Annotated in this window: 22 protein-coding genes and 5 tRNA genes; 20 read left to right on the top strand and 7 right to left on the bottom strand. The window is 60.7% G+C overall.

Going from position 1 to position 26396, the window contains the following annotated elements:
• Nucleotides 1-12 precede the first annotated feature (12 nt).
• From gyrB to typA, 9 genes are all read left to right on the top strand, one after another.
• Nucleotides 13-2043: a DNA topoisomerase (ATP-hydrolyzing) subunit B gene (gyrB, locus tag OIL77_04720; protein ID HJI44718.1), complete on the top strand. Its 2031-nt coding sequence runs from the start codon at nucleotides 13-15 to the stop codon at nucleotides 2041-2043.
• Between the two features lie 416 nt (nucleotides 2044-2459).
• Entirely contained in the window at nucleotides 2460-4940 is a 2481-nt protein-coding gene (gene gyrA / locus OIL77_04715; protein HJI44717.1) for a DNA gyrase subunit A, read from the top strand.
• 300 nt (nucleotides 4941-5240) lie between these two features.
• Nucleotides 5241-5317, top strand: a tRNA-Ile gene (locus tag OIL77_04710).
• Between the two features lie 67 nt (nucleotides 5318-5384).
• Nucleotides 5385-5460, top strand: a tRNA-Ala gene (locus OIL77_04705).
• A gap of 4 nt (nucleotides 5461-5464) precedes the next feature.
• Nucleotides 5465-5541: transfer RNA gene (locus OIL77_04700), tRNA-Ile, on the top strand.
• Nucleotides 5542-5724: 183 nt separating this feature from the next.
• On the top strand, nucleotides 5725-6225 hold the full coding sequence (locus tag OIL77_04695) for a bifunctional nuclease family protein (protein ID HJI44716.1): 501 nt from the start codon (nucleotides 5725-5727) through the stop codon (nucleotides 6223-6225).
• A complete protein-coding gene (locus OIL77_04690) occupies nucleotides 6226-6615 on the top strand; it encodes a hypothetical protein (GenBank protein HJI44715.1) in 390 nt (129 codons plus the stop codon).
• 30 nt (nucleotides 6616-6645) lie between these two features.
• Entirely contained in the window at nucleotides 6646-7095 is a 450-nt protein-coding gene (locus OIL77_04685) for a hypothetical protein (GenBank protein HJI44714.1), read from the top strand.
• 117 nt (nucleotides 7096-7212) lie between these two features.
• On the top strand, nucleotides 7213-9051 hold the full coding sequence (gene typA / locus OIL77_04680; GenBank protein HJI44713.1) for a translational GTPase TypA: 1839 nt from the start codon (nucleotides 7213-7215) through the stop codon (nucleotides 9049-9051).
• A 127-nt stretch (nucleotides 9052-9178) separates the two neighbouring features.
• Here the strand turns inward: typA and OIL77_04675 are convergent, their stop codons facing one another.
• The 5 genes from OIL77_04675 to OIL77_04655 form a co-directional block, all read right to left on the bottom strand.
• On the bottom strand, nucleotides 9179-10324 hold the full coding sequence (locus tag OIL77_04675) for a polymer-forming cytoskeletal protein (protein ID HJI44712.1): 1146 nt from the start codon (nucleotides 10322-10324) through the stop codon (nucleotides 9179-9181).
• 107 nt (nucleotides 10325-10431) lie between these two features.
• On the bottom strand, nucleotides 10432-11103 hold the full coding sequence (locus tag OIL77_04670) for a TRIC cation channel family protein (GenBank protein ID HJI44711.1): 672 nt from the start codon (nucleotides 11101-11103) through the stop codon (nucleotides 10432-10434).
• 222 nt (nucleotides 11104-11325) lie between these two features.
• Nucleotides 11326-12333 (bottom strand): endonuclease domain-containing protein, encoded by a 1008-nt coding sequence (locus OIL77_04665; protein HJI44710.1) that lies wholly within the window; start codon nucleotides 12331-12333, stop codon nucleotides 11326-11328.
• Nucleotides 12334-12750: 417 nt separating this feature from the next.
• A tRNA-Ser gene (locus tag OIL77_04660) sits at nucleotides 12751-12841 on the bottom strand.
• A 48-nt stretch (nucleotides 12842-12889) separates the two neighbouring features.
• Nucleotides 12890-12980: transfer RNA gene (locus OIL77_04655), tRNA-Ser, on the bottom strand.
• Nucleotides 12981-13484: 504 nt separating this feature from the next.
• Between OIL77_04655 and rpsF the strand changes: the two genes are divergently transcribed.
• From rpsF to OIL77_04605, 10 genes are all read left to right on the top strand, one after another.
• Nucleotides 13485-13778 (top strand): 30S ribosomal protein S6, encoded by a 294-nt coding sequence (gene rpsF, locus OIL77_04650; GenBank protein ID HJI44709.1) that lies wholly within the window; start codon nucleotides 13485-13487, stop codon nucleotides 13776-13778.
• 48 nt (nucleotides 13779-13826) lie between these two features.
• Nucleotides 13827-14279: a single-stranded DNA-binding protein gene (ssb, locus tag OIL77_04645; GenBank protein HJI44708.1), complete on the top strand. Its 453-nt coding sequence runs from the start codon at nucleotides 13827-13829 to the stop codon at nucleotides 14277-14279.
• 72 nt (nucleotides 14280-14351) lie between these two features.
• Nucleotides 14352-14618, top strand: a complete 267-nt coding sequence (gene rpsR, locus OIL77_04640) for a 30S ribosomal protein S18 (GenBank protein ID HJI44707.1) — start codon at nucleotides 14352-14354, stop codon at nucleotides 14616-14618.
• A 15-nt stretch (nucleotides 14619-14633) separates the two neighbouring features.
• Nucleotides 14634-15173: a 50S ribosomal protein L9 gene (gene rplI / locus OIL77_04635; GenBank protein HJI44706.1), complete on the top strand. Its 540-nt coding sequence runs from the start codon at nucleotides 14634-14636 to the stop codon at nucleotides 15171-15173.
• 220 nt (nucleotides 15174-15393) lie between these two features.
• On the top strand, nucleotides 15394-16791 hold the full coding sequence (gene dnaB, locus OIL77_04630; protein HJI44705.1) for a replicative DNA helicase: 1398 nt from the start codon (nucleotides 15394-15396) through the stop codon (nucleotides 16789-16791).
• A gap of 93 nt (nucleotides 16792-16884) precedes the next feature.
• Nucleotides 16885-18171, top strand: coding sequence for an adenylosuccinate synthase (locus OIL77_04625; GenBank protein HJI44704.1), 1287 nt, complete (start codon nucleotides 16885-16887; stop codon nucleotides 18169-18171).
• Nucleotides 18172-18292: 121 nt separating this feature from the next.
• A complete protein-coding gene (gene purD / locus OIL77_04620) occupies nucleotides 18293-19597 on the top strand; it encodes a phosphoribosylamine--glycine ligase (protein ID HJI44703.1) in 1305 nt (434 codons plus the stop codon).
• A 21-nt stretch (nucleotides 19598-19618) separates the two neighbouring features.
• The gene (locus OIL77_04615; protein ID HJI44702.1) at nucleotides 19619-20314 is read left to right on the top strand and encodes an NUDIX hydrolase; all 696 of its coding nucleotides are present in this window, start codon (nucleotides 19619-19621) and stop codon (nucleotides 20312-20314) included.
• A 247-nt stretch (nucleotides 20315-20561) separates the two neighbouring features.
• Nucleotides 20562-22334, top strand: coding sequence for an ABC transporter ATP-binding protein/permease (locus OIL77_04610; GenBank protein HJI44701.1), 1773 nt, complete (start codon nucleotides 20562-20564; stop codon nucleotides 22332-22334).
• 19 nt (nucleotides 22335-22353) lie between these two features.
• Nucleotides 22354-23319, top strand: a complete 966-nt coding sequence (locus tag OIL77_04605; protein ID HJI44700.1) for a hypothetical protein — start codon at nucleotides 22354-22356, stop codon at nucleotides 23317-23319.
• 87 nt (nucleotides 23320-23406) lie between these two features.
• On the opposite strand, the gene OIL77_04600 is transcribed toward OIL77_04605, so the two are convergent.
• Both OIL77_04600 and OIL77_04595 read right to left on the bottom strand, forming a co-directional pair.
• The gene (locus tag OIL77_04600; protein HJI44699.1) at nucleotides 23407-23604 is read right to left on the bottom strand and encodes a type II toxin-antitoxin system RelB/DinJ family antitoxin; all 198 of its coding nucleotides are present in this window, start codon (nucleotides 23602-23604) and stop codon (nucleotides 23407-23409) included.
• A gap of 46 nt (nucleotides 23605-23650) precedes the next feature.
• On the bottom strand, nucleotides 23651-24706 hold the full coding sequence (locus OIL77_04595; protein HJI44698.1) for an IS1595 family transposase: 1056 nt from the start codon (nucleotides 24704-24706) through the stop codon (nucleotides 23651-23653).
• A gap of 249 nt (nucleotides 24707-24955) precedes the next feature.
• On the opposite strand from OIL77_04595, the gene carA reads away from it, so the two are divergent.
• Nucleotides 24956-26395 carry a glutamine-hydrolyzing carbamoyl-phosphate synthase small subunit gene (carA, locus tag OIL77_04590; GenBank protein HJI44697.1) on the top strand — a complete coding sequence of 480 codons (1440 nt, stop codon included), beginning with the start codon at nucleotides 24956-24958 and terminating at the stop codon, nucleotides 26393-26395.
• Nucleotide 26396 lies beyond the last annotated feature (1 nt).

Raw genomic sequence — 26396 nt, 5'->3', positions numbered from 1 at the left:
GAAGGAGGACGTGTGGCAAACGAAAACGATTACGATGGCGGCGAGATTAAGATTCTCGAAGGTCTCGAGGCCGTTCGTAAGCGCCCGGGCATGTACATCGGCTCGACGAGCGCCAGCGGCCTGCATCACCTGGTGTGGGAGATCGTTGACAACTCCGTTGACGAGGCCATGGCCGGTTTCTGCACCGAGATTCAGGTGACGGTCCACGCCGACAACTCCATCACGGTCGTCGACAACGGGCGAGGCATCCCCGTCGACGAGCATCCCATCAAAAAGATCCCGACGCTCGAGGTCGTTATGACGATCCTGCACGCCGGCGGTAAGTTCGATAACTCGGCCTACAAGGTCTCGGGCGGCCTGCACGGCGTGGGCATCTCCGTCGTCAACGCGCTGTCCAAGCGCGTGGTCGTGCAGGTGCGCCGTGATGGCAGCGTCTACGAGATGGAGTTCTCGCGCGGCAAGACCGTCAAGAAGATGGAGGTCGTGGGCACCTCGGATTCGACGGGTACCACCGTCAGCTTCTGGCCCGACGACGAGATCTTCGAGACCTGTGTCTACGATTTCGATACGCTGCACAACCGTCTGCAAGAGACGGCGTTCCTCAATAAGAATCTAAAGATCGTGCTGACCGACGAGCGCGAGGCGACTCCCCACGTGGAGGAGTTCTGCTACGAGGGCGGCATCATCGACTTCGTCAAGTTCCTCAACGACGGCAAGGACGTCCCCGAGGCCTTTAAGGAGCCCATCTATATCGAGGGCAAATCGGATCCGGATTCGCCCGTGACCAAGATGGGCGAGGTCGAGGTATCCCTGCAGTGGAATGCCGGCTACGGCGAGAACGTCATGTCGTTTGCCAACGACATCTACACCCCCGAGGGCGGCATGCATCTCGAGGGTTTCCGCACCGCTCTCACCCGTGTGATCAACGATTACGCCCGCAAGCAGAACCTACTCAAGGAGAAGGAAGCCAACCTGAGCGGCGACGACGTGCGCGAGGGGCTTTCGGCCGTCATCTCGGTCAAGCTACCCGACCCGCAGTTTGAGGGACAGACCAAGGCCAAGCTCGGCAGTTCCTACATGCGCGCGCTCACGCTCAAGATCGTGACCGATGGACTGACCGATTATCTGGAGGAGCACCCCAAGCCCGCCCGCGAGATCGTCAAGAAGGCCCAGCAGGCCTGCAAGGCCCGCAACGCTGCCCGCAAGGCGCGCGAGGCGACCCGTCGCAAGAGTCTGCTCGAGACGGCTTCGCTGCCCGGCAAGCTCGCCGACTGCTCGGTGCGCGATGCCGAGCTGACCGAGCTCTTTATCGTAGAGGGTGACTCGGCAGGCGGTTCGGCCAAGGACGGCCGTCGCCGAGACATCCAGGCGATTCTGCCCCTGCGCGGCAAGATTTTGAACGTCGAGCGCGTGGGTGACCACCGCGCGTTCTCGAGCGACACCATCCAGTCGCTCATCACCGCGATCGGCTGCGGCGTCACGACGAGTGCCGGCGACGGCGGCGACTTCGATATCACCAAGGCGCGCTACCACAAGATCATCATCATGACCGATGCAGACGTTGACGGTGCGCATATCCGCATCCTGCTGCTGACGTTCTTCTACAAGTACATGCGCCCGCTGATCGATGCCGGCTATGTCTATGTCGCCTGCCCGCCCATCTTTGGCATTAAGGTGCGCAACAAGATCCATTACGTGTATCCCAACGGCCGCCAGCCCGAAGACGAGATTCTGCGCGACACCATTCAGAGCCTGGGCCTGAACCCCGACGACAACGACGAGGACGGCAAGGCCAAGGACGGCAAGATTACCAAGAAGCGCAAAGGCTATACCGTCCAGCGCTACAAGGGCCTGGGCGAGATGGACCCCAAGCAGCTTGCCTCGACGACGATGGACCCCAAGACCCGCATCCTGCAGCGCGTGTCGATTGAGGACGCCGTGGTGGCGGACCGCGCCGTGCGCGAGCTCATGGGTTCGGAGGTCGGCTATCGCCGCGAGTACATTGAAAAACATGCGCATGATGCACGCTTCTTAGATGCCTAACCTGTTCGGCTTTCCCAGCCACCGCACCTTCGCCCTCAATCGTCGGTCGCGTACCCAAGTACGCTTCCCTCCTCTTTCGAGCGAATCTGCGGCACCTGGAAAAGCCGTCTCCGTGGTAGGGAACTAATGGACCACGCAAACCATGAGGAGGTAACGTGGCAGACGATATCAACAACAACGAGGGTATGAACGAGGCCGGCGACGCCGGCATGCCCGATGATCTGAAGCGCCTGCTCGCCCGCGCTGAGCAGGGCGAGGACGGCGATCCGGATTCCTATAACCCCGACGCCGAGGATGAAGAGGATGAGGATGACGACGCCGAGCTCGAGGAGAGCTTCGGTGCGGTCGATCGCGGCGCCTCGGCCGGCGAGGACATCAACGGCGGTCAGCTCCAGATTTCGGAGTTCGGCCGCGAGATGAAGCAGTCGTTCATCGAGTACTCGATGTCGGTCATCACGGCGCGCGCCCTGCCGGACGTGCGCGACGGCCTAAAGCCGGTGCACCGCCGCATCCTGTACGCCATGAACGAGAGCGGCATCTACCCCAACCGCCCGCATAAGAAGTCGGCCTGGACGGTCGGCGAAGTTATCGGCAAGTACCATCCGCACGGCGACTCCGCGGTCTACGAGGCCATGGTTCGTCTGGCGCAGTGGTTCTCCATGCGCACGCCGCTCATCGACGGCCACGGTAACTTCGGCAACATTGACGGCGACGGCGCGGCGGCCATGCGTTATACCGAGAGCCGCCTGGCAAAGCCCGCCATGGAGCTGTTGCGCGACCTGCAAAAGGATACCGTCGACTGGCAGCCCAACTACGACGAGTCGCTCGCCGAGCCCGTGGCACTGCCCGCGCGCTTCCCCAACCTGCTGGTCAACGGCAGCCAGGGCATCGCCGTCGGCATGGCCACCAATATCGCCCCGCACAACCTCACCGAGGCGATCGAGGCCACCTGCTACCTGATCGACAATCCCGATGCCACCGTCGACGAGCTTATGCAAATCATGCCCGGTCCGGACTTCCCCACCGGCGCCATCATCATGGGCAGCGCCGGCATTAGGCAGAGCTACGAGACCGGTCGCGGCTCCATTACCGTGCGCGCCAAGGCCCATGTGGAATCCACCAAGACCGGCCGCAGCCGTCTGGTCTTTACCGAGATTCCCTACATGGTCAACAAGGGCACCCTGCAGGAGAAGATCGCCCAGCTCGTAAACGACAAGCGCATCGAAGGCATCTCGGACATGCGCGACGAGTCCAACCAGAAGGGCATCCGTCTGGTCATCGAGCTCAAGAAGGGCGTCATTCCGCAGGTCGTGCTCAACAACCTGTATAAGTACACCTCGCTGCAGACGACCTTTGGCGCCAACAACCTGGCGCTTGTCAACGGCGTCCCCAAATGCCTGAGCCTGCGCGAGATGCTGCAGCACTACATCGACCACCAGGTCGACGTCGTTACCCGCCGCACCCGCTTTGACCTTAAGAAGGCCCAGGCGCGCGCCCATATCCTCGAGGGCTACTTGATGGCTCTCGACCATATCGATGAGGTCATCAGCATTATCCGCTCCTCGCAGACCGACTCCGAGGCAAGCGGCCGCCTGATCGAGCGCTTTGGCTTTACACCCGAGCAGACCACGGCCATCCTCGAGATGAAGCTGCGTCGTCTGACCGGCCTGGAGCGCGACAAGATCCAAGAAGAGCTGGACGGCCTGCGCCGCGCCATTGCCTACTACGAGGACCTGCTGGCGCATGAGGAGAAGATCCTGGGCGTCATCAAGGAGGAGATGCGTGAGATCTCGAAGAAGTTCGGCGACAAACGCCGCACCGAGATCAGTCATGTCGAAAAGGATCTGGATGTCGAGGACCTCATCGCCGACGAGGACATGGTCGTGACCATCACCCACACCGGCTACGTGAAGCGCATCCCGGTGGCTGCCTACCGCGCCCAGAAGCGCGGCGGCAAGGGCGTGTCGGGCGTCAACCTTAAAGAGGACGACGTCATCGACGAGATGTTTATCGCATCCACGCACGAGTACGTGCTGTTCTTCTCGAGCAAGGGCAAGGTCTACCGCCTGAAGGTGCACGAGCTGCCGGTGGGTACGCGCCAGGCGCGCGGCACCGCGATCGTCAATCTGCTGCCCTTTGAGGAAGGCGAGAAGATCGCGAGTGTCATCAGCTGCCGTGAGTTCCCCGCCGACGAGTACCTGATGTTTGCCACCAAGAGTGGCATGGTCAAGAAGACCGTGATGAGCGCCTACGACCGCAGCCGCCGTGATGGTCTGATCGCCATCAACCTGAGGGACGACGACGCGCTGCTCGCCGTGCGCCGTGTGCGCGAGGGCGACAAGATCATCCTGGCCACCACTGCGGGCAAGGCGATTATGTTCTCCGGGGAGCAGGTTCGCGCCACCGGCCGCGACACCAGCGGCGTTCGCGGTATTAGCATGAAGGACGGCGTGAGCGTTCTGGGCATGGAAGTTACCAACGGCAACGGCGATCTGTTCGTCATTACCGAGCGCGGTTACGGCAAGCGCACGCCGGTCGCAGATTACCCGGAGCAGAACCGCGGCGGTCAGGGCGTCTACACCATCCAGATGACCGAGCGCAAGGGCAACCTTGCGGCCATGAAGACGGTGGGCCCGCAGCACGAGCTGTTCATCGTGACGGAAGGCGCGACGGTCATTCGCGTCAAGACCGACGAGATCAGCCAGACCGGCCGCGCCACCCAGGGCGTCAAGATGATGACCGTCGACGACAACGACCGCGTATGCGCTGTTGCCCGCATGACGGCAGCCGAAGAAAAACCCGAAGGCGAAGGCGCTGAGGCCGCAGCCGACACCGAAGAGGCCCCAGTCGACCTAGGCGACGGCAACGACATGCCAGAGGATCTCCTAGACGAGTAAGGGGCCCTAGCTGGTAAAAATCATCAGACCCCTTATATCGGCGGTCGGCGCACTGCGCGCCGACCGCTTTTTTGAAAATCTTTGAACCCCACGTCGGCCCCGGCCGCCCGGCGGCATGCGAAGTCGATCGCGAGTTCCGCACGAGCCGGAGAGCACTTAATGTGCTCTCCGTGCGAGCAGGACTGCCCGAGCAGGCGACTTCGCATGCCGCCGGGCGGCCGGGGCCGACACCCCCAAAGATTTTCAAAAAAAGTTGTTGACGCGCGCGTAACGACTCGTCTAATATATCCCTTGCGCGATGGACCTGTAGCTCAGTTGGTTAGAGCGTCCGGCTGATAACCGGGAGGTCACAAGTTCGAATCTTGTCAGGTCCACCACTTTCTTTCGCAATAAACACCCCAGCGAGAGCCGAGTCGCCGCTGGGGTGTTTATTACTGTCTCCGTGGGGGTTTAGCTCAGCTGGGAGAGCGCGGGCTTTGCAAGCCTGAGGTCAGGGGTTCGATCCCCCTAACCTCCACCATGATGGACCTGTAGCTCAGTTGGTTAGAGCGTCCGGCTGATAACCGGGAGGTCACAAGTTCGAATCTTGTCAGGTCCACCATCAAAACTGTGAAGAGCCTCGAGGTATTGCCTCGGGGCTTTTTTCTTGCCTACTGAAGGTAGTCAAAAAGCCCCGTCCCAAATTAACTACTTTGATTTTGTGTGCCGTGCGAAAGTTTGGGTAGTATAGCTATTCAATGCGGCGGGCTGCCGCGTATTAACCGCTACGTACCGGAGGTGTTCCATGGTTCGTGTCGACATAGAGACTATCGTCATGGCCGCCGGTCCCGTGCCATCGCTTATCGTACTTCGCGAGCGCTGCAGCAAATCGGACTCCCCTGCGCCGCTGCGCTCCCTTTCTATCCAAACTGGTTCGTTTGAGGCTGCGGCCATTAGCCGCGGTATCGACAGCGGTCGTGCCGAGCGCCCGATTGCCCATGACCTGTTGCTCGACACGCTCGATGCCCTGGATGCAAAACTCGAGCGTATCGAGATCGTCCGCGCCGAGCCTCCCGTGTTCTACGCGACAGTCGTCGTTCTGGCCGACGGTAGCGAGCATAGGATCGATGCGCGCCCGAGCGACGCCATCGCTCTCGCCGTGCGCAGCAATGCTCCCATGTTTGTGGAGGATGACATCATGAACCGCCTGGGGACCGTATCTCCGGTTGCCGAGGAAATCGATGACGAGCAGGAATTTGAGAAGTTCGACGAGTTCGTCCATACGCTCTCGCCCGATGATTTTTAAATGACGGGTAGCCATGAGACGGAGTGTGCACTGATGGAGCGTGGCGTCTCGGCCGAGGCCGCCGCCATTGCCCGCGAGGCCCAGATGCGCTCGGAGGCATCCGAGGCCGCACGCATCGCCTATGTGACGCAGGCCCGCACGCTTCGCGAACGCCGTGCCTCCTTTATCAAGATGGTTGCCGTCTCCGCACTTGTCGCGGCAATCTCATCGCGCCTTCGTGGTACAGTTGGTGCGCTTGGGTTTTCGATTTCGACGGGCTTGGTCATCTGGGGCGTGGTCGATGCCGTGATGCTGACCAACCAGATCAAGGTACTCGATAAGCGCGCGGCCGATATGATGCGCGCCCGCGACGCCGCCGCCAAGATCGCTGCCGAGGCACAAGAGATGTAACGACGCCGGACTCGATGGGAAGGTCTAAAAATGGCACAGGATATGCAGGACGCCGGAAACGTCTCCGCCGAGCTCGACGCCATGGTGTGCGACCTCATCGGGGCCTTTTTGGACGATCTCGCCGCTGGTGAGAACCCCGGCGTTGTCGTTGCGATCGAGGACGCTGCGTCCAACCGCTATCTGGCGGCACTCGACGAGGACGGCGAGGAGGCATGCCTCGAGGCTGCCACCAACTTTATCTCCGAGCACAAGATGGGCCTTAAGGACGAGGGCCTGGGCCGCATCGCCCGCTATGCCATCGGTTACACCGGGTGTGTCGAAATTGACGGCGGCTACCATGACGCCCTGCTCGTGAGTTTCTTTGAGACGACGCTCGAGAGCGGCTTTTCGGCATACGTACTGTACGAGGGTGTGGGCGCCGGCGATGGTTTTATGTGGAGCGACCCTGAACCTGCAGGTGAGGAAACCCCTCTAATCTAAAATCGCTAAAATAAACGAGTTTTCGGTAAAAGGCTCAATATTCCCGCTGAGCGTTGTGTTGCTGGGCGGGTCGCATACGCGTGCCGGTTGTATATAGATAGAAGATAGGGGAACTACATGCGCGTAGACAATCTGAGGAACATCGCTATCATCGCTCACGTCGACCACGGCAAGACGACGATGGTCGACAAGCTCCTGCGTGCCACGGACGCCTTCCGTGCCAACCAGCAGGTCGAGGACCGCGTCCTGGATTCTAACGACCAGGAGCGCGAGCGTGGCATTACGATTCTCGCCAAGAACATCTCTATCGAGTACAAGGACGTCAAGATCAACGTTATCGACACCCCGGGTCACGCCGACTTTGGCGGCGAGGTCGAGCGCGTGCTGCGTATGGCCGACGGCGCCCTGCTGCTGGTCGACGCTTTTGAGGGCCCCATGCCCCAGACCCGCTTCGTGCTGCGTCATGCCATCGACACCGGCCTCAAGATCATGATCGTCATCAACAAGATCGATCGTCCGGGCGCCAACCCCGAGAAGGCTTACAACGACTGCCTGGACCTGATGGCCGACCTGGGCGCCACCGACGACCAGCTTGAGTTTGTCATGGAGCACGTGGTCTACGCTAGTGCCATGAATGGCTTTGCCCGCCTTGACCCCAACGACGGAAACATGGACATGTATCCGCTGCTCGATATGATCATCGACGACATGCCTGCACCCGAGGTTGACGAGAACGCCCCGCTGGCCATGCAGTGCGTGACCATCGATCACTCCAACTTCGTTGGCCGCATCGGCATCGGTCGCGTGTACTCCGGCGCCATCCACCAGGGCGACCAGATCCTGGTCGTCAAGAACGACGGTTCCAGCGCCACCGCTACCGTCAAGCAGCTCTTTACCTTCGACTACCTGGGCCGTACCGAGTGCCAGGAAGTCGGCGCCGGCGACATCGCCGCCGTCGTGGGCATCGACCGCACCGATATCGGCGATGTCTACACCGACCCCGAGAACCCCGTCGAGCTCGAGCCTATCGAGATCGACCCGCCGACCCTGTCCATTGTCTTTGAGGCCTCGACCTCCCCGCTCGTCGGCCGCGACGGCGATATCGTGGGCGCCCGTCAGCTCAAGGAGCGTCTGTTCAACGAGGCCGAGAACAACGTGACCATGAAGATCGAGGAGCTCGAGGACAAGAGCGGCGTCGAGGTCTCGGGCCGCGGCATTCTGCACCTGTCCGTTCTGATGGAGTCCATGCGCCGCGAGGGCTTTGAGTTCCAGGTCGGTCGTCCCCGCGTTCTGTTTAAGAAGGACGAGAACGGCAACAAGATGGAGCCCGTCGAGCAGGCCGTCGTCGAGTGCCCGGACGAGTACTCGGGCAAGGTCGTTGAGGTCTTCGGCACCTCCGGCGGCATCATGACGAGTATGGATACCTCGGGCATCGTGACGCACCTCGAGTTTAAGATCCCGACCCGCGGCATCATGGGCCTTAAGAACCGCATCATGAACGTCACTCACGGCGAGGGCGTGTTCTACCACACCTTCCTGGAGTACGGCCCCTATGCCGGCGAGATCGGCAACCGCCAGAACGGCGCCATGATCTCCATGACTACCGAGAAGGCCGTTGCCTACGCTCTGGGTACGCTGCAGGAGCGCGGCCAGCTGTTCGTTGAGCCGGGCACCGAGTGCTACGAGGGCATGATCGTGGGCGAGCGCAGCAAGGCCGGCGACATGGTCGTCAACATCGCCCGTACCAAGAACCTGGGCAACCAGCGCTCCTCGACCTCCGATATCTCCGTCCAGCTGGTGCCGCCCCGCACCTTCTCGCTGGAGGAGGCGCTGGAGTACATCGCCGACGACGAGCTGGTGGAGATCACTCCCAAGAACATCCGCCTGCGCAAGCGTCTGCTCAATGCCACCGACCGCAAGAAGGCCGCCGTCCGCGCCGGTCAGGTCAACAAATAAGCGCTGAGCTTTATAGCGACTAACAAGAAAGGGCGCCGACCGCAATGGTCGGCGCCCTTTTTGGTGCACGGGGCAGGTTCGTTTGCGCCGCCACAAAGGTGCTCGGCATCTTTGTGGCGGTTAGCTGCTAAGCGGTGGGGAGTCCCGGCGTGTTAGTCGGCTGCTGCGGCTTGAGGCGGGCGTTGCGCCAGATGATCTGGATGATGTAGCCGAGCATAAAGACAAAGGCCACGCCGCTGATGAAGCCGCCTACGAGGGGAAGCCCTGTGAGGGCGCCTGCGGCGATGCCACCCACGGCTGCCATGGCGTAGCGGTTTTGGCTGTGTCCGACCATGCGGGCGATCGCGCACCCCGCAAAGGCGCTCGACACCAATGCGATGCCGATAACGCCGCACATGAGGGCTCCGGCAAGCGACAGGCCAGCGATAGAGATAATCAACAGTAGGACGGCGGGGGCTATAGCAATCGTACCCAGAAGACCGCTCACCCACAGGGGCGTGGGGCGCTGGTGGAGCATGCCGGCGGCGCTGGCGGTCGCGCGCGGAAAGACGAGCTCGAGTAGCAGGGCGACAAAGCAGGTCGAGAGTGCCGCGGCGACGATACCGCCGATGACATCGTTAACGGTGGAAGTATCTTCGTTCTCGGTGCGGTCGATCTTGAGCGCGCCGACTTCGGCTCCCGCGGCGCGCTCGGGGTCCTCGGAGACGTGCGCGTTCACGGTGCCGGTGATGTGGGCGTTCTTGCCTAGGATGAGTTTGTCGGCCCAAACCTCGACATCGCCCTCGACGGTGCCATCGATGGTCACCGTGTCGCCCGCGAGCGCTGCCGACTTGGTAGAGCCGCGCAGGGCAACCGTCTCGCCCATCGCGTAAAAACAGTTGGCGGTGCTACCGGTGTTGAGCACGACATGCTGACCGGCTACCGTCACGCTGCCATCGATTGCGGTTTTGGAGATATCGATGGTGCGCGCCGCCAGGCGAATAGCGCCGCCTACGGTGCAGTCGCGAATCGATAGGCTCTCGCCCGCCGCGATAATATCGCGGCCGATGGAGGCATCGTCTAGGTTAAGGCTTTGGCCGGCCCAGTACAGGTCACCCTCGGCGCTGGACGGATCCGAGTCAGCTTCGGTTGCAAGTACGTTGCCGGCGGTGTCTGTGCCGGCGAACGACGCCGTGGGAAGTGCAGTGAGCGCCAGCGCGATGAGCGCGAATGCCATAAGCAGGCAGCGACGCATCTTGTGTGACGGCGCCGCCGCGGTTTGATTGAAAGCCATGGTTGATCCTTTTGCTAGGTGTTCGGCATATACCTAACAGGGTACCCAACGCGCGGGCGCTCTAAAAGAACCTCTCGGTTGCATTTCGAAGGATGGGCCCGCGCCACCTATTTTTTGCGGTGCAAAAAGCGTGCGATGTCTTCCTCGGTGGGGCTTTTGATGTCAAAGCGCAGCGAGAGCCAGCGCAGACCCATGGTCACGACAACGCATACGATCAGCGCGGCGACATTGCTCATGATGCCGCTCATAACGAGACACACGTAGCTTGTCGATCCGGCGATGGCGGCGATGGCATAAAAGTTAGTACGTTGGAAAATGCCCGGAACCACGCCCATAAAGCCGTCGCGCAACATGCCGCCGCCCACCGCGGTGAAAAAGCCCATCATGATGCACACCGCCGGCGCAAAGCCGTAGACCAGTGCCTTGTCCGCGCCGGTTGCGGCATAGATGCCAACCGAGATGATGTCGAGCAGGGGAATGAGTTTTTCGGGCTTGTCGACGATTGCCGGGAAAATATAGATGATGGCTGCCGTGGCAATGGAAAGCGGCAGCGCCATCGGCTGGTTGAGGATGTAGACGCTGCCCACCTGCAGCGTCATGTCGCGCAAGAGACCGCCGCCCAGACCGCAGACCACCGCGAGCGCGACCGCGCCCACCAGGTCGAGCTTGTGCTCGCGCGCAACCAGCACACCCGAGATTGAAGCCGCGACGACGGCGAACATTTCGAGCCAAAACGGGATGGCGACCATGGCATCCGTGGCGTGTGAGGTAACGGTCATAGCGGCGACGACGGGCAAGATGGGGTCCTTTGGGTTGTGGGTTTAGACAATGCCCGTACATAGTACATGGTTGGTGGGCGTGGCGACCCTATTGCTCGGTAAACGGTCGGGACTGGGCGGGGGCGTAGGTACCAAACATGTACATCAGCCTCCAAAGATGTCAAAAAATGTCGGTTTTGGAGGGTGATGTACATGTTTTGGTTGGGGCGTGCTGGGATGACGCTACTCGGAAGGCGTGTCTTCGCCCTGCGCACTCTTCCAGTTGCGGATAAGTGTTTTGCGCAGTTCGTTCTGCTTTCGCTGGTACTCGGCGTCCGTGCAGCGGGGCATACCGAGTGCTTCGCGAATGCTGTTCATGGCGCGGTGAAAGGCAAGCTGATTCGCGAACTGTGCCGAGGTGAGCGTAACGATTCGATATCCCATTTGGGCGAGCACGGCCTCTCGTTCCGCATCTGCTCCCTTGCGCTCGGTCTCATCGTGAAAGCCGCCCTTATATTCGATGCCGAGTTCTCTGCGCTGATAAGTAACAAGAGCGTCGATTTTGAGCGTTCGGGCTTTTGTGCAATGCCAGAGACGCTGAGGGATTTCGAGCGGTTTGTTGAGTTCGATACCTCGGATACCAACGCCGCCTTCGCTTGTTGGGAGTGAGAGGGCGATGGACGATGCGGTCTCCATGGGCGAGGCTGAGTGGTCGTAGATGTGTCTGAGCGCGAGTCTGGCGCGTGTGGCGCCGGGTTTGCCAGGGTGCCGATCGAGTAGCTCGACAATTTCGTCCTTGGAGGTGGTGGCTGGTTGCTCAGTGTAAGGGTCAGAGGGATTGAGCCCCATGCGATAGTCGCCGCAAACTTCGTAACCATACTCGAGGTATTCGATCCTGTCCATCCACTCGGCAGCGAGCACGAAGGTGAAGGCTTCGTCGGTGATAAAGATGCCGGGCGCAAGCTCGACAATATGGTCGTAGGGTAGGTTTTGGCCGAGAACGTGGCAAGTGACACCGTTGGCGCGAATTCGCTCGAAAGCAAATACTACGGAGATGTCGATAGTCTTGAGCATGGTGGACGGAATGCCGCAGTCGGTAAGTGCCTGCCGAATGCGCACGATGCGTTGCTGGGTAGAGAGGCCCCGCACACCTATCTGGTAGTCGCGTTGTGCGACGGCTTGAACCAGATTCCGCGGTGCATGATGGACGAGCCACGCCGTTTTATGCGAAATGAGAACAGGAGTATCCATTGGGGACCTCTCGCTTCGAGCTGACACCCAACTCTTATGTCCGTTGAAGTGGGGAAATATACCGGATGTGAGTAAATCGACTCATGCTCGGTGCGCGTCATATGCAAACGTGTACATCACACTCCAAAGATGTCAAAAAATGTCGGTTTTGGAGGGTGACGTACATGTTTGAGATTCAAGGTGAAATCGAAAGCGATGGGGGCGTGGCTGAATAGGAGGGATGTCCAAATTTTGAGCAGCGCTCAAAATTTATCCGGTCGGCTTACGCCGACCGCGCTGCGCTAAAAACGCGCCACTGGCGCGTTTTCTTTACGCTCCGCGCCCTGGCGGGTTCGAATCCCTCCCCCTCCGCCGTATTTGCTTGTTAGGGACTCAAAACAAAAAAGCTCCCATTCTTGGGAGCTTTCTCAACCAAAATGGCGGAGGAGGAGGGATTCGAACCCTCGTGACCTTATACAGGCCAAACGGTTTTCGAGACCGCCGCATTCAACCACTCTGCCACCCCTCCGCGTGGGGTAAAAACAAAGCAGGCTCGAAGGCCTGCTTTGGAATTAACTGGCGGAGAGTCAGGGATTTGAACCCTGGAGACGCTTTTGACGCCTACACGATTTCCAATCGTGCTCCTTCGGCCACTCGGACAACTCTCCGTTAAATGCGAAAGTCAGTATACACGAGGAATCGCAAAGTGCAAACAGAAAAGTTGGCATTTTTTAAAACGCTTGGCCGCGCTTGGCGTTGCAGTGGGGTTTGAGGTGCCAAAAAACGGCTTCCGACCAGCGTGGTTGATCAACTCAATTGTTCAAAAGGGGTATTCATAAGCGACTTGGCAATGAATTTAAAAATCTTTGGGTGGTGCTGTGGACCACTGGTATGCATTTTGCGACCACAACCTTGTGCCCGTTGACCTGCGGATTGGCTTTGCTTGTCCCAGCAGCACCGTATCTTGTCCACAAATCCGTCAAGCTCTTGGTCGGCATTTGGTTGGAATGCGCATGAAACGTGGTGCGAGCATGGACATATGTGGAGGTCATGAGGTTGTAGCTGCATATTCTTGCAGCCTAGGAGGTTGAAAGATATTATTACCAAGTCTTTTCCTGCTTCAGGCGCACCTTCACGACCTGAAGCCACATTTGCCCAGAGGAGGTGACAATATGAAGGCTTATGAACTGCTGTTCTTTGTTGACCCGTCGCTCGACCCCGAGACTCGTCTCGCTGTTATGAAGCGTATCGATACCACGATCGCTGAGGGCGCTGGCAAGGTCGACTCCGTTGACGAGTGGGGCAAGCGCAAGCTCGCCTACGAGATCAACGACCTCACCGATGGTGACTACACCCTCATCAACTTCCACGCAGATCCTACCCAGATCGCCGAGCTTGATCGCGTCCTGCGCATCACCGACGCTGTGGTCCGCCACATGATCGTCCGTCGCGACGACCAGGAGTAAGACTGTCGTTTTGGACTGGGCTTGTGCCCCAAGAGGAAGTAGTGAGTTATGAGCATCAATCGAGTGAACATCACCGGTAATCTCACCCGCGATCCCGAGCTGCGCGCCACTGCCGGCGGAACCCAGGTTCTGTCCTTTGGCGTCGCCGTGAACGATCGTCGCCGCAACGCGCAGACTGGCGAGTGGGAGGACTATCCCAACTTTGTCGACTGCACTATGTTCGGCACCCGCGCCGAGGCCGTGAGCCGTTTCCTGGCAAAGGGAAACAAGGTCGCGATCGAGGGCAAGCTGCGCTACAGCTCTTGGGAGCGCGACGGCCAGCGCCGGAGCAAGCTTGAGGTCATCGTCGATGAGATCGAGTTTATGAGCTCCCGTGGTGGCCAGGGTGGCTACGACCAGGGCGGTTACGCCCCCGCAGCTCCCGCGCCCGCAGCACGTCCTGCCGCGCCGGTGGCTACGTCGCCCGCGGTCGACGTCTACGATGAGGACATCCCGTTCTAAGGGTTGTTCACCTATTTTTGAGTGAGAGGCGGCTTCGGTTCGCCGAAGTTGCCAAATGAAAGGTATTTTGACATGGCTAATGATTTTTCTGCACGTCAGCCGCGTCGTAAGTACTGCCAGTTCTGCAAGGAGAACACTGAGTTCATCGACTATAAGGACACTCAGCTTCTCCGTAAGTACATGACCGACCGTGGCAAGATCAAGCCCCGTCGCGTCACTGGCGCTTGCACGCAGCATCAGCATGACATCGCCAACGCCATCAAGCGCGCCCGCGAGATGGCTCTCCTGCCGTACACCGTCCCCGTGGTTTCCTCTCGTGGCAACCGCGACCGCGGCTAAGAAGGGAGACGCATCATGAAGGTTATTCTTCTCGATGAGATCAAGGGCAAGGGCGGCGAGGGTGACGTCGTAGAGGTCGCTCAGGGTTACGCTGAGAACTTCCTGTTCCCCAAGAAGCTCGCTGTTGCCGCCACCAAGGGCAACCTCAAGCAGCTTGACGAGCGTCGCAACAACATCGCCAAGCGCGAGGCCGTCCGTCTGGCTACCGCCAACGAGACCAAGGCTGCCTTCGAGGGCAAGACGGTCACCGTTGACGTCAAGGTCGGCGACGAGGGCATCCTCTTTGGCTCCGTTACCGCCGCTATGATCGCTGACGCCATCAAGGCTCAGCTCGGTATGGACATCGACCGCAAGCGCGTCGAGCTCGGTAAGCCCATCAAGGTTGCCGGTGCCCACACCGTTGCCATCTCGCTGTACCGCGAGATCAAGGCCGAAGTTGTCGTTCTCGTCGGCGTTACCGCCGAGGAGCTCGCTGCCGAGGCTGAGGTCGAGGAGGCCGCTGAGGTCGCCGAGGCCGAGACCGCCGAGGTCGAGACTGAGGCTGCTGCCGAGTAGCATTTGCTGCAACGCAACAATCTTGTTCTAAGAAGGGCGCTCTGGGAAACCGGGGCGCCCTTTTATTTTTTTTGCGCTGAGTGAGTGTCATGGTGAACGTTGCGTCGAAGTCCTATATACGGGACCGTTCATCCGTTTGGTTCGGTGATGATTGGCGGCGCGCGGCGCGTTTTGGGACCGTGGCTGATACTATGGATGCTCGCAAGCGATATGAATGAGGATGCTCATGGCATATGACGATAGGGAGACCGGGCTGACGGTTGAGGACCGCGGCTCAAAGTTGGGTCTTCCCCAAAACCAAGATGCAGAGGCCAATGTACTGGCCGCTATGCTGCTATCGCCCGAGGTGGTCGAAGAGGCCCAGGTCGAGCTGCAGCCCGATGACTTCTACCGGCCCATTCATAAGACCATCTATACCGCGATGGTCGATATGTACAACAGCCGCATCCCCATCGACTCCATCTCGCTGATCGATTACCTGCGAAGCATCAACAAGCTCGATGCCGTGGGCGGCGAAGCGTACATTTTGGAGTTGATGGGCCAGACCCTGTCGCTCGTCAACTGGCAGCACCATGCCGCCATCGTTCGCCGCGATTCGATGCTGCGTGAGCTGATCGGCGCCACCAACGAGATCAACGCGCTGGCATATAACGCCCCCACCGACACCAAAGAGGTTGTCGAGCTGGCCGAGAGCAAGCTGCTCAAGGTCACGGCACGCGAGGTCAAGTCGAGCTACAAGACGCTGACCGAGTTTATGGTCGAGGCCTATAACGAGGCCGAGGAAGTGTGCCAGGCCGGTGGCCAGGCCGCGGGCGTGCCCACGGGCTTCCCGTCGCTCGACCGCATGCTCATGGGCTTCCGCGAGGGTCAGCTCATCATTATCGGCGCCCGTCCTGCCGTGGGTAAGACGTCGTTCGCCCTGAATCTGGCGCTCAACGCTGCCGCCGCGGGCTATACGGTCGGCTTCTTCTCGCTGGAGATGTCGGGCAAGGAAATTGCCCAGCGTCTGATTTGCGCCTATGCCATGATCTCGATCAGTGACTTCCGCATGGGTCGCATTAGCCCCGAGCAGTGGGCCAACATCAACGAGGCCACGCAGACCTTGTCCAAGCTCGATATTCTGATCGACGATACGCCCGGCACCACAGTGACCGAGATTCGCGCCAAGAGCCGCCGCATGCTCCATAACAAGGAGAAGGCGATCATCATCCTGGACTACCTGCAGCTGGTGAGTCCTCCGCCGGGGCGTCGCTCCGAGAGCCGTACCGTCGAGGTCTCCGAGATGTCGCGTGGTTTAAAGATCATGGCCAAGGAGCTCAAGATCCCGCTCATTGCACTGTCGCAGCTGTCGCGTCAGGTTGAGTCCCGTACCGGCAAGCGCCCGCAGCTGTCCGACCTGCGTGAATCGGGCTCCATCGAGCAGGACGCCGACATCGTTATGTTCTTGGACCGCTCCGCCGATGAGGCCGAGGCCTCGCGTGACGATCGACCCGACGAGGGCGTTACGCGTATCGTCGTGGCCAAGAACCGTTCGGGCCCGATCGGTGACGTCGACCTGATGTTCCTGCCGGCATCCACCAAGTTCTATGAGCTTGATGGGGCGCATACCGAGGAGTAGGACAGGCGCCCGTTGCACGGGTATACTGGGAATGTTTTGTGCTTCTGCGTGCCGGCGTGGCGCGTAGACAGTCCATGAATGTAAGGAGTAAACATGCCGTCAACCGTTTTGGTCGGTGCCCAGTGGGGCGATGAGGGCAAGGGTAAGATCTGCGACCTGGTCGCCGGCGACTTCGATGCCGTCGTGCGCTATTCGGGCGGTAATAACGCCGGCCACACCATCGTCGTCAACGGCAAGAAGTACGGCCTGCACCAGGTGCCCTCCGGCATCATGTATTCCGACCATGTGTCGGTGATCGGTAACGGCTGCGTCGTCAACCCCAAGGTTGTCCTTGAGGAGATTGACATGTTCGAGGCCGACGGCATCACCACCAAGAACCTCAAGATCAGTGGCAACGCGCACATCATCATGCCGTACCACATCGATCTGGATGGTGCTTTTGAGCAGAAGCTCGGCAAGAAGAACATCGGTACCACCAAGCGCGGCATCGGTCCGTGCTACCAGGACAAGATGGCCCGCATCGGCCTGCGCATGCAGGACATGCTGGACGAGGCGCTGTTCCGCGACAAGCTGGAGACCGCTCTTGCCCGCGTGAATCCCGAGCTCGAGCTCATCTACCATCTGCCCACCTACACCGTGGACCAGATCTGCGACGAGTACCTGCCCATGGCCGAGCGCCTGCGCCCCTACATCACCGAGACGAGCCTGCTGCTCAACAACATGATCGACGAGGGCAAGGACCTGCTGTTCGAGGGCGCCCAGGCAACGCTGCTCGACATCGACCACGGCACCTATCCGTACGTGACGTCTTCCAACTGCACCGCCGGCGGCGCCATCACCGGCTCCGGCGTGGGCATGAAGAACGTCGACCGCGTGCTGGGCGTCATGAAGGCCTATATCACCCGCGTCGGTTCGGGCCCCATGCCCACCGAGCTTTCCTATGAGTCCGAGGCCGGCCATACGCTGACCGAGGAAGGCTATGAGTACGGCGTGACCACCGGCCGTCGCCGTCGCTGCGGTTGGTTCGATGGCCCCATCGCCAACTACGCCTCGCGTGTCAACGGCCTCACCGATATCGCCATGACCAAGCTCGACGTGCTTTCGGCCTTCGATACCATCAAGGTGTGCGTTGCCTACGACGTTGACGGCGAGCGTTACACGAGCGTGCCTGAGCATCAGGTTCGTTTTGAGCACGCCAAGCCCATCTACGAGGAGCTCCCTGGCTGGAAGTGCGATATCACCGGTTGCCGCAGCTTTGACGAGCTGCCGCAGGAGGCTCAGGACTACGTGGCATTTATCGAGGATCTGGCACACACCCGCGTGACGTTCATTGGCGTCGGCGCCGATCGCGAGCAGATCATCAACCGATTCTGGAAGTAATCGGCACTATCCGGTTATTGCGATATACCCCTTTGCAGCCCAGGCGGGCGGCCGAGGGGTATATTTGCTTTGTAATGGGTCCGCATGGTTGGCGGGCCGTTCATCCATAGAGGAGGCACCCTTGAAGGCGGACACTCAAACCATCGACATCCTGTTGTTGGGCAGCGGCGGCCGCGAGCATGCTCTGGCAGCTAAGCTCGCAGCATCACCGCGCGCCGGCAAGCTCTACATTGCGCCGGGTAACGGCGGCACCGCGAGCTGCGGCGAGAACGTGGTTCTCGACGATTGCGATCCTGCGGCCGTGGCGGCGTTTGCACAGAGCCACGGATGCGGACTCGTGGTAATTGGCCCCGAGGCTCCGCTCGTGGCGGGCGTGGCCGACGCCGTACGCGCGGCGGGTATTCCCTGCTTTGGCCCGGGTGCCGAGGGCGCTCAGATGGAGGGCTCCAAGCTATTCTCCAAGCAGCTCATGGAGCGTGCCGGCATTCCGACGGCCGCCTACGGCTCGTTTACTGACGAGGCTTCGGCTCTTGCCTATGTGCGCGAGCAGGGCGCCCCGCTGGTCGTGAAGGCTGACGGCCTGGCTGCAGGCAAGGGCGTTATCGTGGCGACTGAGCTCGAGCAGGCCGAGGAGGCCGTGCGCGAGTGCTTTGGCGGCACCTTTGGCGATGCCGGCAACACCGTTGTCATTGAGGAAATGCTGGTTGGCCCCGAGTGCTCGCTGCTGGCCTTTACCGACGGCAAGACCGTGCGCCCCATGGCCACCTCGCAGGATCACAAGCGTGCACTCGAGGGCGACAAGGGCCCCAACACCGGTGGCATGGGCGTCTACAGCCCGGTGCCCATCGTGACCGACGAGGAGCACGCCACCATGGTGAAGGTCATGGAGCAGACCGTGGCCGAGCTTGCCGCCGAGGGCATCGACTACCGCGGTTGCCTGTACGGCGGCTTCATGCTCACCCCCGCCGGCCCCAAGGTACTTGAGTTCAACGCCCGCTTTGGCGACCCCGAGACGCAGGTCGTGCTGCCGCGTCTTAAGAACGACCTGGTCGAGGTCATGCTTGCCTGTGCCAACTGCGAGCTCGATCAGATTGAGCTCGATTGGCGTGACGAGTGGGCTGTGGCTGTTGTCCTGACGAGCGCGGGCTACCCCGGCAGCTATGAGAAGGGCAAAGTCATCACCGGTATCGCCGATGCCGAGGCCATGGAGAACGTGACCGTGTACCACGCGGGCACTGCCGTGGTGGACGGCCAGCTCGTGACCAATGGTGGCCGCGTGCTTGCCGTGACCGCTCTGGGCGACACGTTCGAGAACGCTCGCAACCTTGCCTACGAGGCCTGCGAGAAGATTGATTTTGAGGGCAAGACCCTGCGTCACGACATCGGCCTGCGCGCGCTGCGCGGCCGCGACGCCTGGGATGCCTAAAATCCGAGAGGAATGAGACGGATGGACGAGAAGAACGAAGAGCTCGTGGACGCGCAGATCGTCGAAGAGGACAGCCGCATGTATGGGCACGCCGAGGGCGAGCCTGGTGGCGAGGTCGCTGACGAGCCGGCGCTGGTGCTGGGCGACGACGACCCGCACGATACCGAGCTGCACGAGAAGATTCTTTCGGAGGAGTGCGCCTGGAAGGGCAAGATCCTCGACGTCCACCGTCTTGAGGTTGAGCTGCCCAACGGTCACCGCAGCGCCCGCGATATCGTTCGCCATCCGGGTGCGGCGGCCGTTGTAGCACTGACCGAGAGCGGTAAGATCATACTGGTGCGTCAGTACCGCACCGCCATCGACCGCGTGACGGTCGAGATTCCCGCCGGCAAGCTCGATCCAGGCGAGGACCCGCTCGATTGCGCCAAGCGCGAACTGCATGAGGAGACGGGCTTTAGGGCTGGTCGTATTCGCTTTTTGACGTCGATTGTCACGTCCTGCGGTTTTTGCGATGAGATCATCCACATCTACTTGGCTACCAAGCTCGAGTTTGATGCGCCCAACCCCGATGATGACGAGTTTGTCAACGTGGACCTGGTGCCGCTGCACGAGCTGATCGACGCCGTGCTCGACGGCAAGATCGAAGACGCCAAGACCGTCGTAGGCGCGCTTGCCTGTGACAGCATCGCGCACCGCTTGGGTGGGGCCGAGCTCTAGGTTACGCGGTTTTACCAAACCGCGTAACGAGTCGACGCTGCAAACGCCCCTAAGCGGCAATCTGCCTTTCAATCGTCGCTCGCGTACCGAAGTACGCATCGCTCCTCTTTCAAGGCACCTTGCTCGCTTAGGGACGTTTTCGCTGACGCTGCCAGAACATCGGCGTTATGCTTGTTGGGACGCTTTGTTTTCAGCCTGACCGGTTCAACCGGATTTCTCACGCTATTTATTTCTCTTCGAGGACTGCATGTTTAAGAGGTTTCTTTCGTATTACGAGCCCCAGATGGGGCTTTTTGTTGCTGATACTGTTTGTGCTCTGGTGCTTGCCGCCATTGACCTGGCGTTCCCCATTATCCTGCGCAATTTGACCGGTGGACTGTTTACCCAGGGCCAGGCTGCCATTATGCAGGCGCTCGGCATGATCGCGGTGGGCTTGGTGCTGATGTATGCCGTCCGCTGTGCCTGCCGCTACTTTGTGAGCTATTGGGGTCACGTGATGGGCGCGCGCATGGAGTCCAAGATGCGCGAGGACCTGTTCGACCAGTATGAGCGCTTTAGCTTTGCGTACTTCGACCGCAACAGCTCGGGCGACATGATGAGCCGCGTGGTCAACGACCTGTTCGATATCTGCGAGGCGGCGCACCACGTGCCCGAGTGGATCATCATCTGCGGCATCGAGATCATCGGCTCGTTTGTGATCCTCTTTACCATCGCCCCGGTGCTGGCGCTTGCCATGGCCGTGGTGACGGCGGCGTTTGCGGTCGTCATGTTTTGGCAGAACATGCGCATGCGCGAGGTCTTTAGCGACAACCGCAAAAAGATCAGCGGCATCAATGCGCAGCTGCAGGATTCGCTGGCGGGCATGCGCGTGGTCAAGAGTTTTGCCAATGAGGAGACCGAGCGTGCCAAGTTCCGTGCCTCTAACGACCGCTACCTTTTGTCCAAGGAGAACATGTATCACGCCATGGGCGTCTATACCGCGACGTATGGCCTGCTCTCGGGTGTGCTCTATGTGATCGTAGTGCTGCTGGGCGGCTGGCTGGTCGCCCAGGGACAGCTGCAGGCGGTCGATATGGCGACCTTTGCACTCTATATTTCGCTGTTCTGCACGCCGCTTGAGACGCTCGTCAATTCGGCCGAAACGTATCAGAAGGCTATCGCCGGCTTTAAGCGTATGGACGAGGTGCTCTCGACCGCGCCGGATATCCAGGACAAGCCGGGCGCCACTGATCTGCAGGTGACTGCCGGCGCCGTGGAGTATCACGACGTGTGCTTTAACTACGAGGACGTTGAGCTGGGCGAGGGCGATGCCGACGAGCGTCCCGTTATCGACCATATGGACCTGTCTATCAAGCCCGGGCAGACCATCGCGCTGGTTGGCCCCTCGGGCGGCGGCAAGTCCACGACCTGTTCGCTGCTGCCGCGCTTTTATGACGTGGCTGCCGGATCCATTAGCATCGACGGCCAGGACGTGCGTGACGTGACGCAGCATAGCCTGCGCCGTGCCATCGGCCTGGTGCAGCAGGATGTCTACCTGTTTGACGGTACGATTGGCGAGAACATCGCCTACGGCAAGCCGGGTGCTACGGCAGAAGAGATCGCTGAGGCGGCCCGTCGCGCCAATATCGATACCTTTATCGAGTCGCTTCCACAGGGCTATGACACGGTCGTGGGCGAGCGCGGCAGCCGTCTTTCGGGCGGGCAGAAGCAGCGCGTTGCCATCGCGCGTGTGTTTCTCAAGAACCCCAAGATCCTGATTTTGGACGAGGCGACGAGTGCTTTGGATAACGAGAGCGAGGAGGCGGTGCAGGAGTCGCTCGAAGAGCTGGCACGCGGCCGCACCACGATTATCATTGCCCACCGTCTTTCGACCATTAAGCATGCCGATGAGATTGCGACCGTTGAGCATGGTCGCGTTGTGGAGCGTGGCACGCACGAGGAGCTTCTCGCCCGTGGCGGCACCTATGCCCGTTACTATCGAATGCAGTTCGAAGGTGCGCGTGCGCACGAGCTCGACTGATTGATATGACAGGAAGTTTATGGCTGACAAGAACCCTTTGACTCCGGAAGAAGTGACGGAGTTATTCTCCGAAATCGATGCATCCGGCGTCTTGGATCCCACGCTCGCCAAAAAGCGTACCGAGCGCATGCGTGAGAAGGAGGCTGCGGCCAAGCGCGGTGACAAAGCGGCGCTAGCGCAGCTGCGCAGCGAGGACCGCGCGAGCCAGGCAAAACATATCGACCCGCTGTCCGAGGACGATCCTTCGGGCTCGCAGGTGAGCCATACCATTACGAAGACCGCGATGGCCGTGGTCATCGGTATTTTGGTGCTGATCGTGGGCATGCAGATTGGTTACGGCGTGATGCGTCGTCTGAACACCGCCAACCTGTCCGAGAGCGTTTCGGTCGATACCGTCTCGACTGCGCTCAAGGGTGGACTTGAATGGGGTAACGGCTTTACACAGTTCCCGCTCGACTTCACCGTCGATGAAGCCGATGAACGCACGGGCACGGTCGAGGTGACGGTGTTGGACACGTCTTCTGCCAACGAGCTCGAGCTGTTGTCCAACGGGCAGATTCAGGCCGCGGCGCTTGCGACCAACGCGTTGCTCAACGACAAGATCGACCGCGTGGTGTATAACGTTCACGCCTATATCGACGAGGATAGCAACATTCAGCACGATTCCTTCTTTGGCATGTTTCCCGCACGCGGCCACCAGAGCGCCATTTTGACGTTCGTGTGGACCAAGAGCTCATCCAACGCCACGAGTATCGACTGGAAGATGCGCATCGTGAGTATGGATGACACCATCGCCGAGCGCATTCAGAAGCAGGTGAACTCGGTGTCGTCGTTGATTGAGGACCCGGTGGTGAGCCAGACCAAGATTGACGAGGAAAAGGCCGAACGTGACCTGGAGCATCGTCTGCATGGCCGCGAGATTTTCCGCGGCGGCAAGCCCGATCGCTCACCGTCCGATTTGATGGAGCAGGACAAGAGAAAGTAAGACGTCATCATCCTGCGTGAGACACAAGCCTCGCGGGATGATTTTTTAAGGCTCTGTTAGACCAGGATTGACATGCCGACCTGCCGGCTAACTCGCCGTCTTCCCGTCGGGCACCGGCGTCTTGACCCTCATCTCGAACGGCATCCCGCCCTCCCGGACGAGCGCCCTGAGGAACGCGTTGACGGCGGTGGACATGGACAGGCCGAGCTCGTCCAGGATGGCCGTGGCCTCCTTTTTGGCCTCCGGGTCGATCCGGATCGTCGTGGCCGGTATATTCGACGGCATGGCCTCACCCCTCCTCGTATATCGCGATGCGACCATTCTACCGCCTCTATGCGGCGGGCGCGGCCCAGTAGTCCATGTAGGGCGGCTCCACGTTGAACATGTCGCGGACGCGGCTCCTGCAGACGCCGTGCGCGAGCTGCCGCGCGACCGTGCGCCCGGCGGCGCCGGAATCGGTCGCCATGAAGGTTCGGCACCACCTGAACCAGGCGAGGTAGGCATCGAGGTGCTTCGTCGACACGCCCTTGAACGGCTCCATGAAGGCGCCGAGGAGCGAGTGGACGGTGTTGACCCGGTTGATGGTTCCCCCGGAGCGGTCCTTGGGGTCGTAGGCCGCGTGCGCGGCGACCTCGAGTTCCGCGAGGACGCCGACGTAGGCGGCCGCCCTGTCGGTCGCGACGACCGAGCCGGCCGCGATGCGGCCCCTCAGCGCGTCCATGGCGCGCTCCCTCGAAAGGGCGCCCCGCCCCGTGACCTCGAGGAACGTCTCGTTCGAGTCGTTCACTCCGGTCATGACGCAGATCCGCTCGCGCGACAGCCCGCGTCTGTGCACCTGCTTGCCGCGGTGCCGGGAGGGGCGCGGCATCGTGAACGACCCCTTCGCGTGGTTGCCCTTGAACGACTCGGGGAAGTAGGTCTCGTCGAGCTCGCAGCCGCAGCCCCGCTCGACCCTGAACGAGGGGGAGTAGGCCGAGAGGCACTCGATCAGCCTGTGGCGCATGGTGTAGGCGGTCTTGAGGCAGACGCGGCAGCGCCTCGCGCATTCGCGCAGGGGCAGCATGAGCGCGAAGCACTCGGCGTAGGCCATCCAGGTCTCCTTCGGGAGCCTGCTCGTCCCCAGGATGCGCTCGCTGCCCATGCCGAAGGTCCTGCCGCAGCCCCGGCAGAGGTAGCGCTGCTCGCCGTTCTTCGATTTGCCCTTCTTCACGACCGCGGCGGACCCGCAGCGCGGGCAGCGCTCGATTTCGCAGGCGGAGCCGGCCGCGTCGTCGAACGCCGCCGCGCGGATCACGTCCCTGACGGACTCGATAGCGCGGCGGCGCTCGGTCTTGCTGAGGTTCGCCATGCCCTTCTTGAAGTTGAGGACCAGGTCTTCGGCGTTCATGCTGCCCCCATCATCGCGGTCTATGGGGTCAACGATATGGCACCGTGAGGACACATATATGTCAATCCTGGTCTAACAGAGCCTTTTTTAATCCCCGTCCCAGAAAAATCATTATGCATAGAAAGTCATAATTATCATTTCGTAAACATTTCGATGAAATTAACGCCATGAGGCATACTTGCGGTTACAATACCGCGAGGCCTAACTACACACCTTTAAGCCGGTCCTGTGAGACCGGGAAGGAGAATTATGGCGAACAACCATACCGCGGGCGCTGTCGCCCGCACCTTCGCGCCCAGCGAGCTTTGCCAGCGTATGCTGGCCAAAACCAGCAAGGGCACCTGCGGTCCCTGCATCCTGTATCTTGAGGATGGGACCATTTTTTATGGACGTGCATGCGGCGCCGAGGGCACCGCGACCGGCGAAGTCTGCTTCAACACCTCGCTCGAGGGCTACTTTGAGGTCATGACCGACCCGAGTTATGCCGGCCAAATCGTAACCATGACCTATCCGCAGATCGGCAACTACGGTATCGACGAGACCGACGTCCAGTCGGCCTTCCCCGGCGACGACGTGCGCCCCGCGAGCGCTCCGGCTATGCGCGGCATGATCGTTCGCGATATGTGCGCCACGCCTTCTAACTGGCGCTCGGCCGTCAGCGTGCCGGAGTACCTGCGCGCCCACGGCATCGTCGCTATCGAGGGTGTCGACACCCGCGCTCTGGTGCGCCATCTGCGCGACAATGGTTCCAAGATGGGCATTATCTCGACCGAGATCTTCGACGTCGACGAGCTTGCCGAGCGTCTGGCCGCAGCGCCCACGCTGGTAGGCGAGAACCTGGTGAAGACCGTAAGTTGCCCCGCGCCTCACGAGTTTGTGGCCGCCGACCTGCCTGCCACGCATGACTTTGCACTTGCGGTTGCCGCTCCTGCCCGTCACAAAGTGGTCGCCTACGACTGCGGCGTCAAGCGCGGCATTCTGGAGGGCCTCGTCCGCGCCGGCTGCGACCTTACTGTCGTGCCGTGGGATACGCCTGCCCAGCAGGTGCTCGACATGAATCCCGATGGCGTCTTTTTGTCCAACGGCCCCGGCGACCCCGACGCCGTGGTGGAGACCTACGAGCAGGTGCAGCAGCTGATCGGCAAGGTGCCGGTCTTTGGTATTTGTCTTGGTCACCAGATGATCAGCCTGGCCTGCGGTGCCAAGATGGAAAAGCTTAAGTTCGGTCACCGCGGTGGCAACCAGCCGGTCATGAACCTGGTAAGCCGTCGCGTGGAGATCACCGCGCAAAACCATGGCTTTGGCCTGCTGTTCCCCAGCTTGGGCAAGCTTGTCCCCGAGCTTTCCGGCGGCGAGACCGAGCATGCGGCCGATGGAGATCTGCGCGTCTGGGTGCGCCGCGGAATCGCGCCGGTCGTGATGAACGAGCGCTTTGGCCGCATTCGCCTAACACATGTGAACCTCAACGACGGCACCGCCGAGGGCATCCAGCTGCTCGACGCCCCGTGCTTCTCGGTCCAGTACCACCCCGAGGCCTCGCCTGGCCCCACCGATGCCCACTATCTCTTTACCGCCTTTACGCGACTCATGGACGGCGAGGAGAACTACCTGGACATCGACACCGCGAAGGACCGCCTGGCTGGCTGGAATTTCGCCGAGACCGCCGCGACTGAGACCGAGGAGAACTAAC

It is taken from the genome of Coriobacteriaceae bacterium (assembly GCA_025993015.1).
Lineage (GTDB): Bacteria > Actinomycetota > Coriobacteriia > Coriobacteriales > Coriobacteriaceae > Collinsella.
Note: the sequence above shows the minus strand (reverse complement) of the source record. Positions and strands in the feature narration are given on the sequence as shown.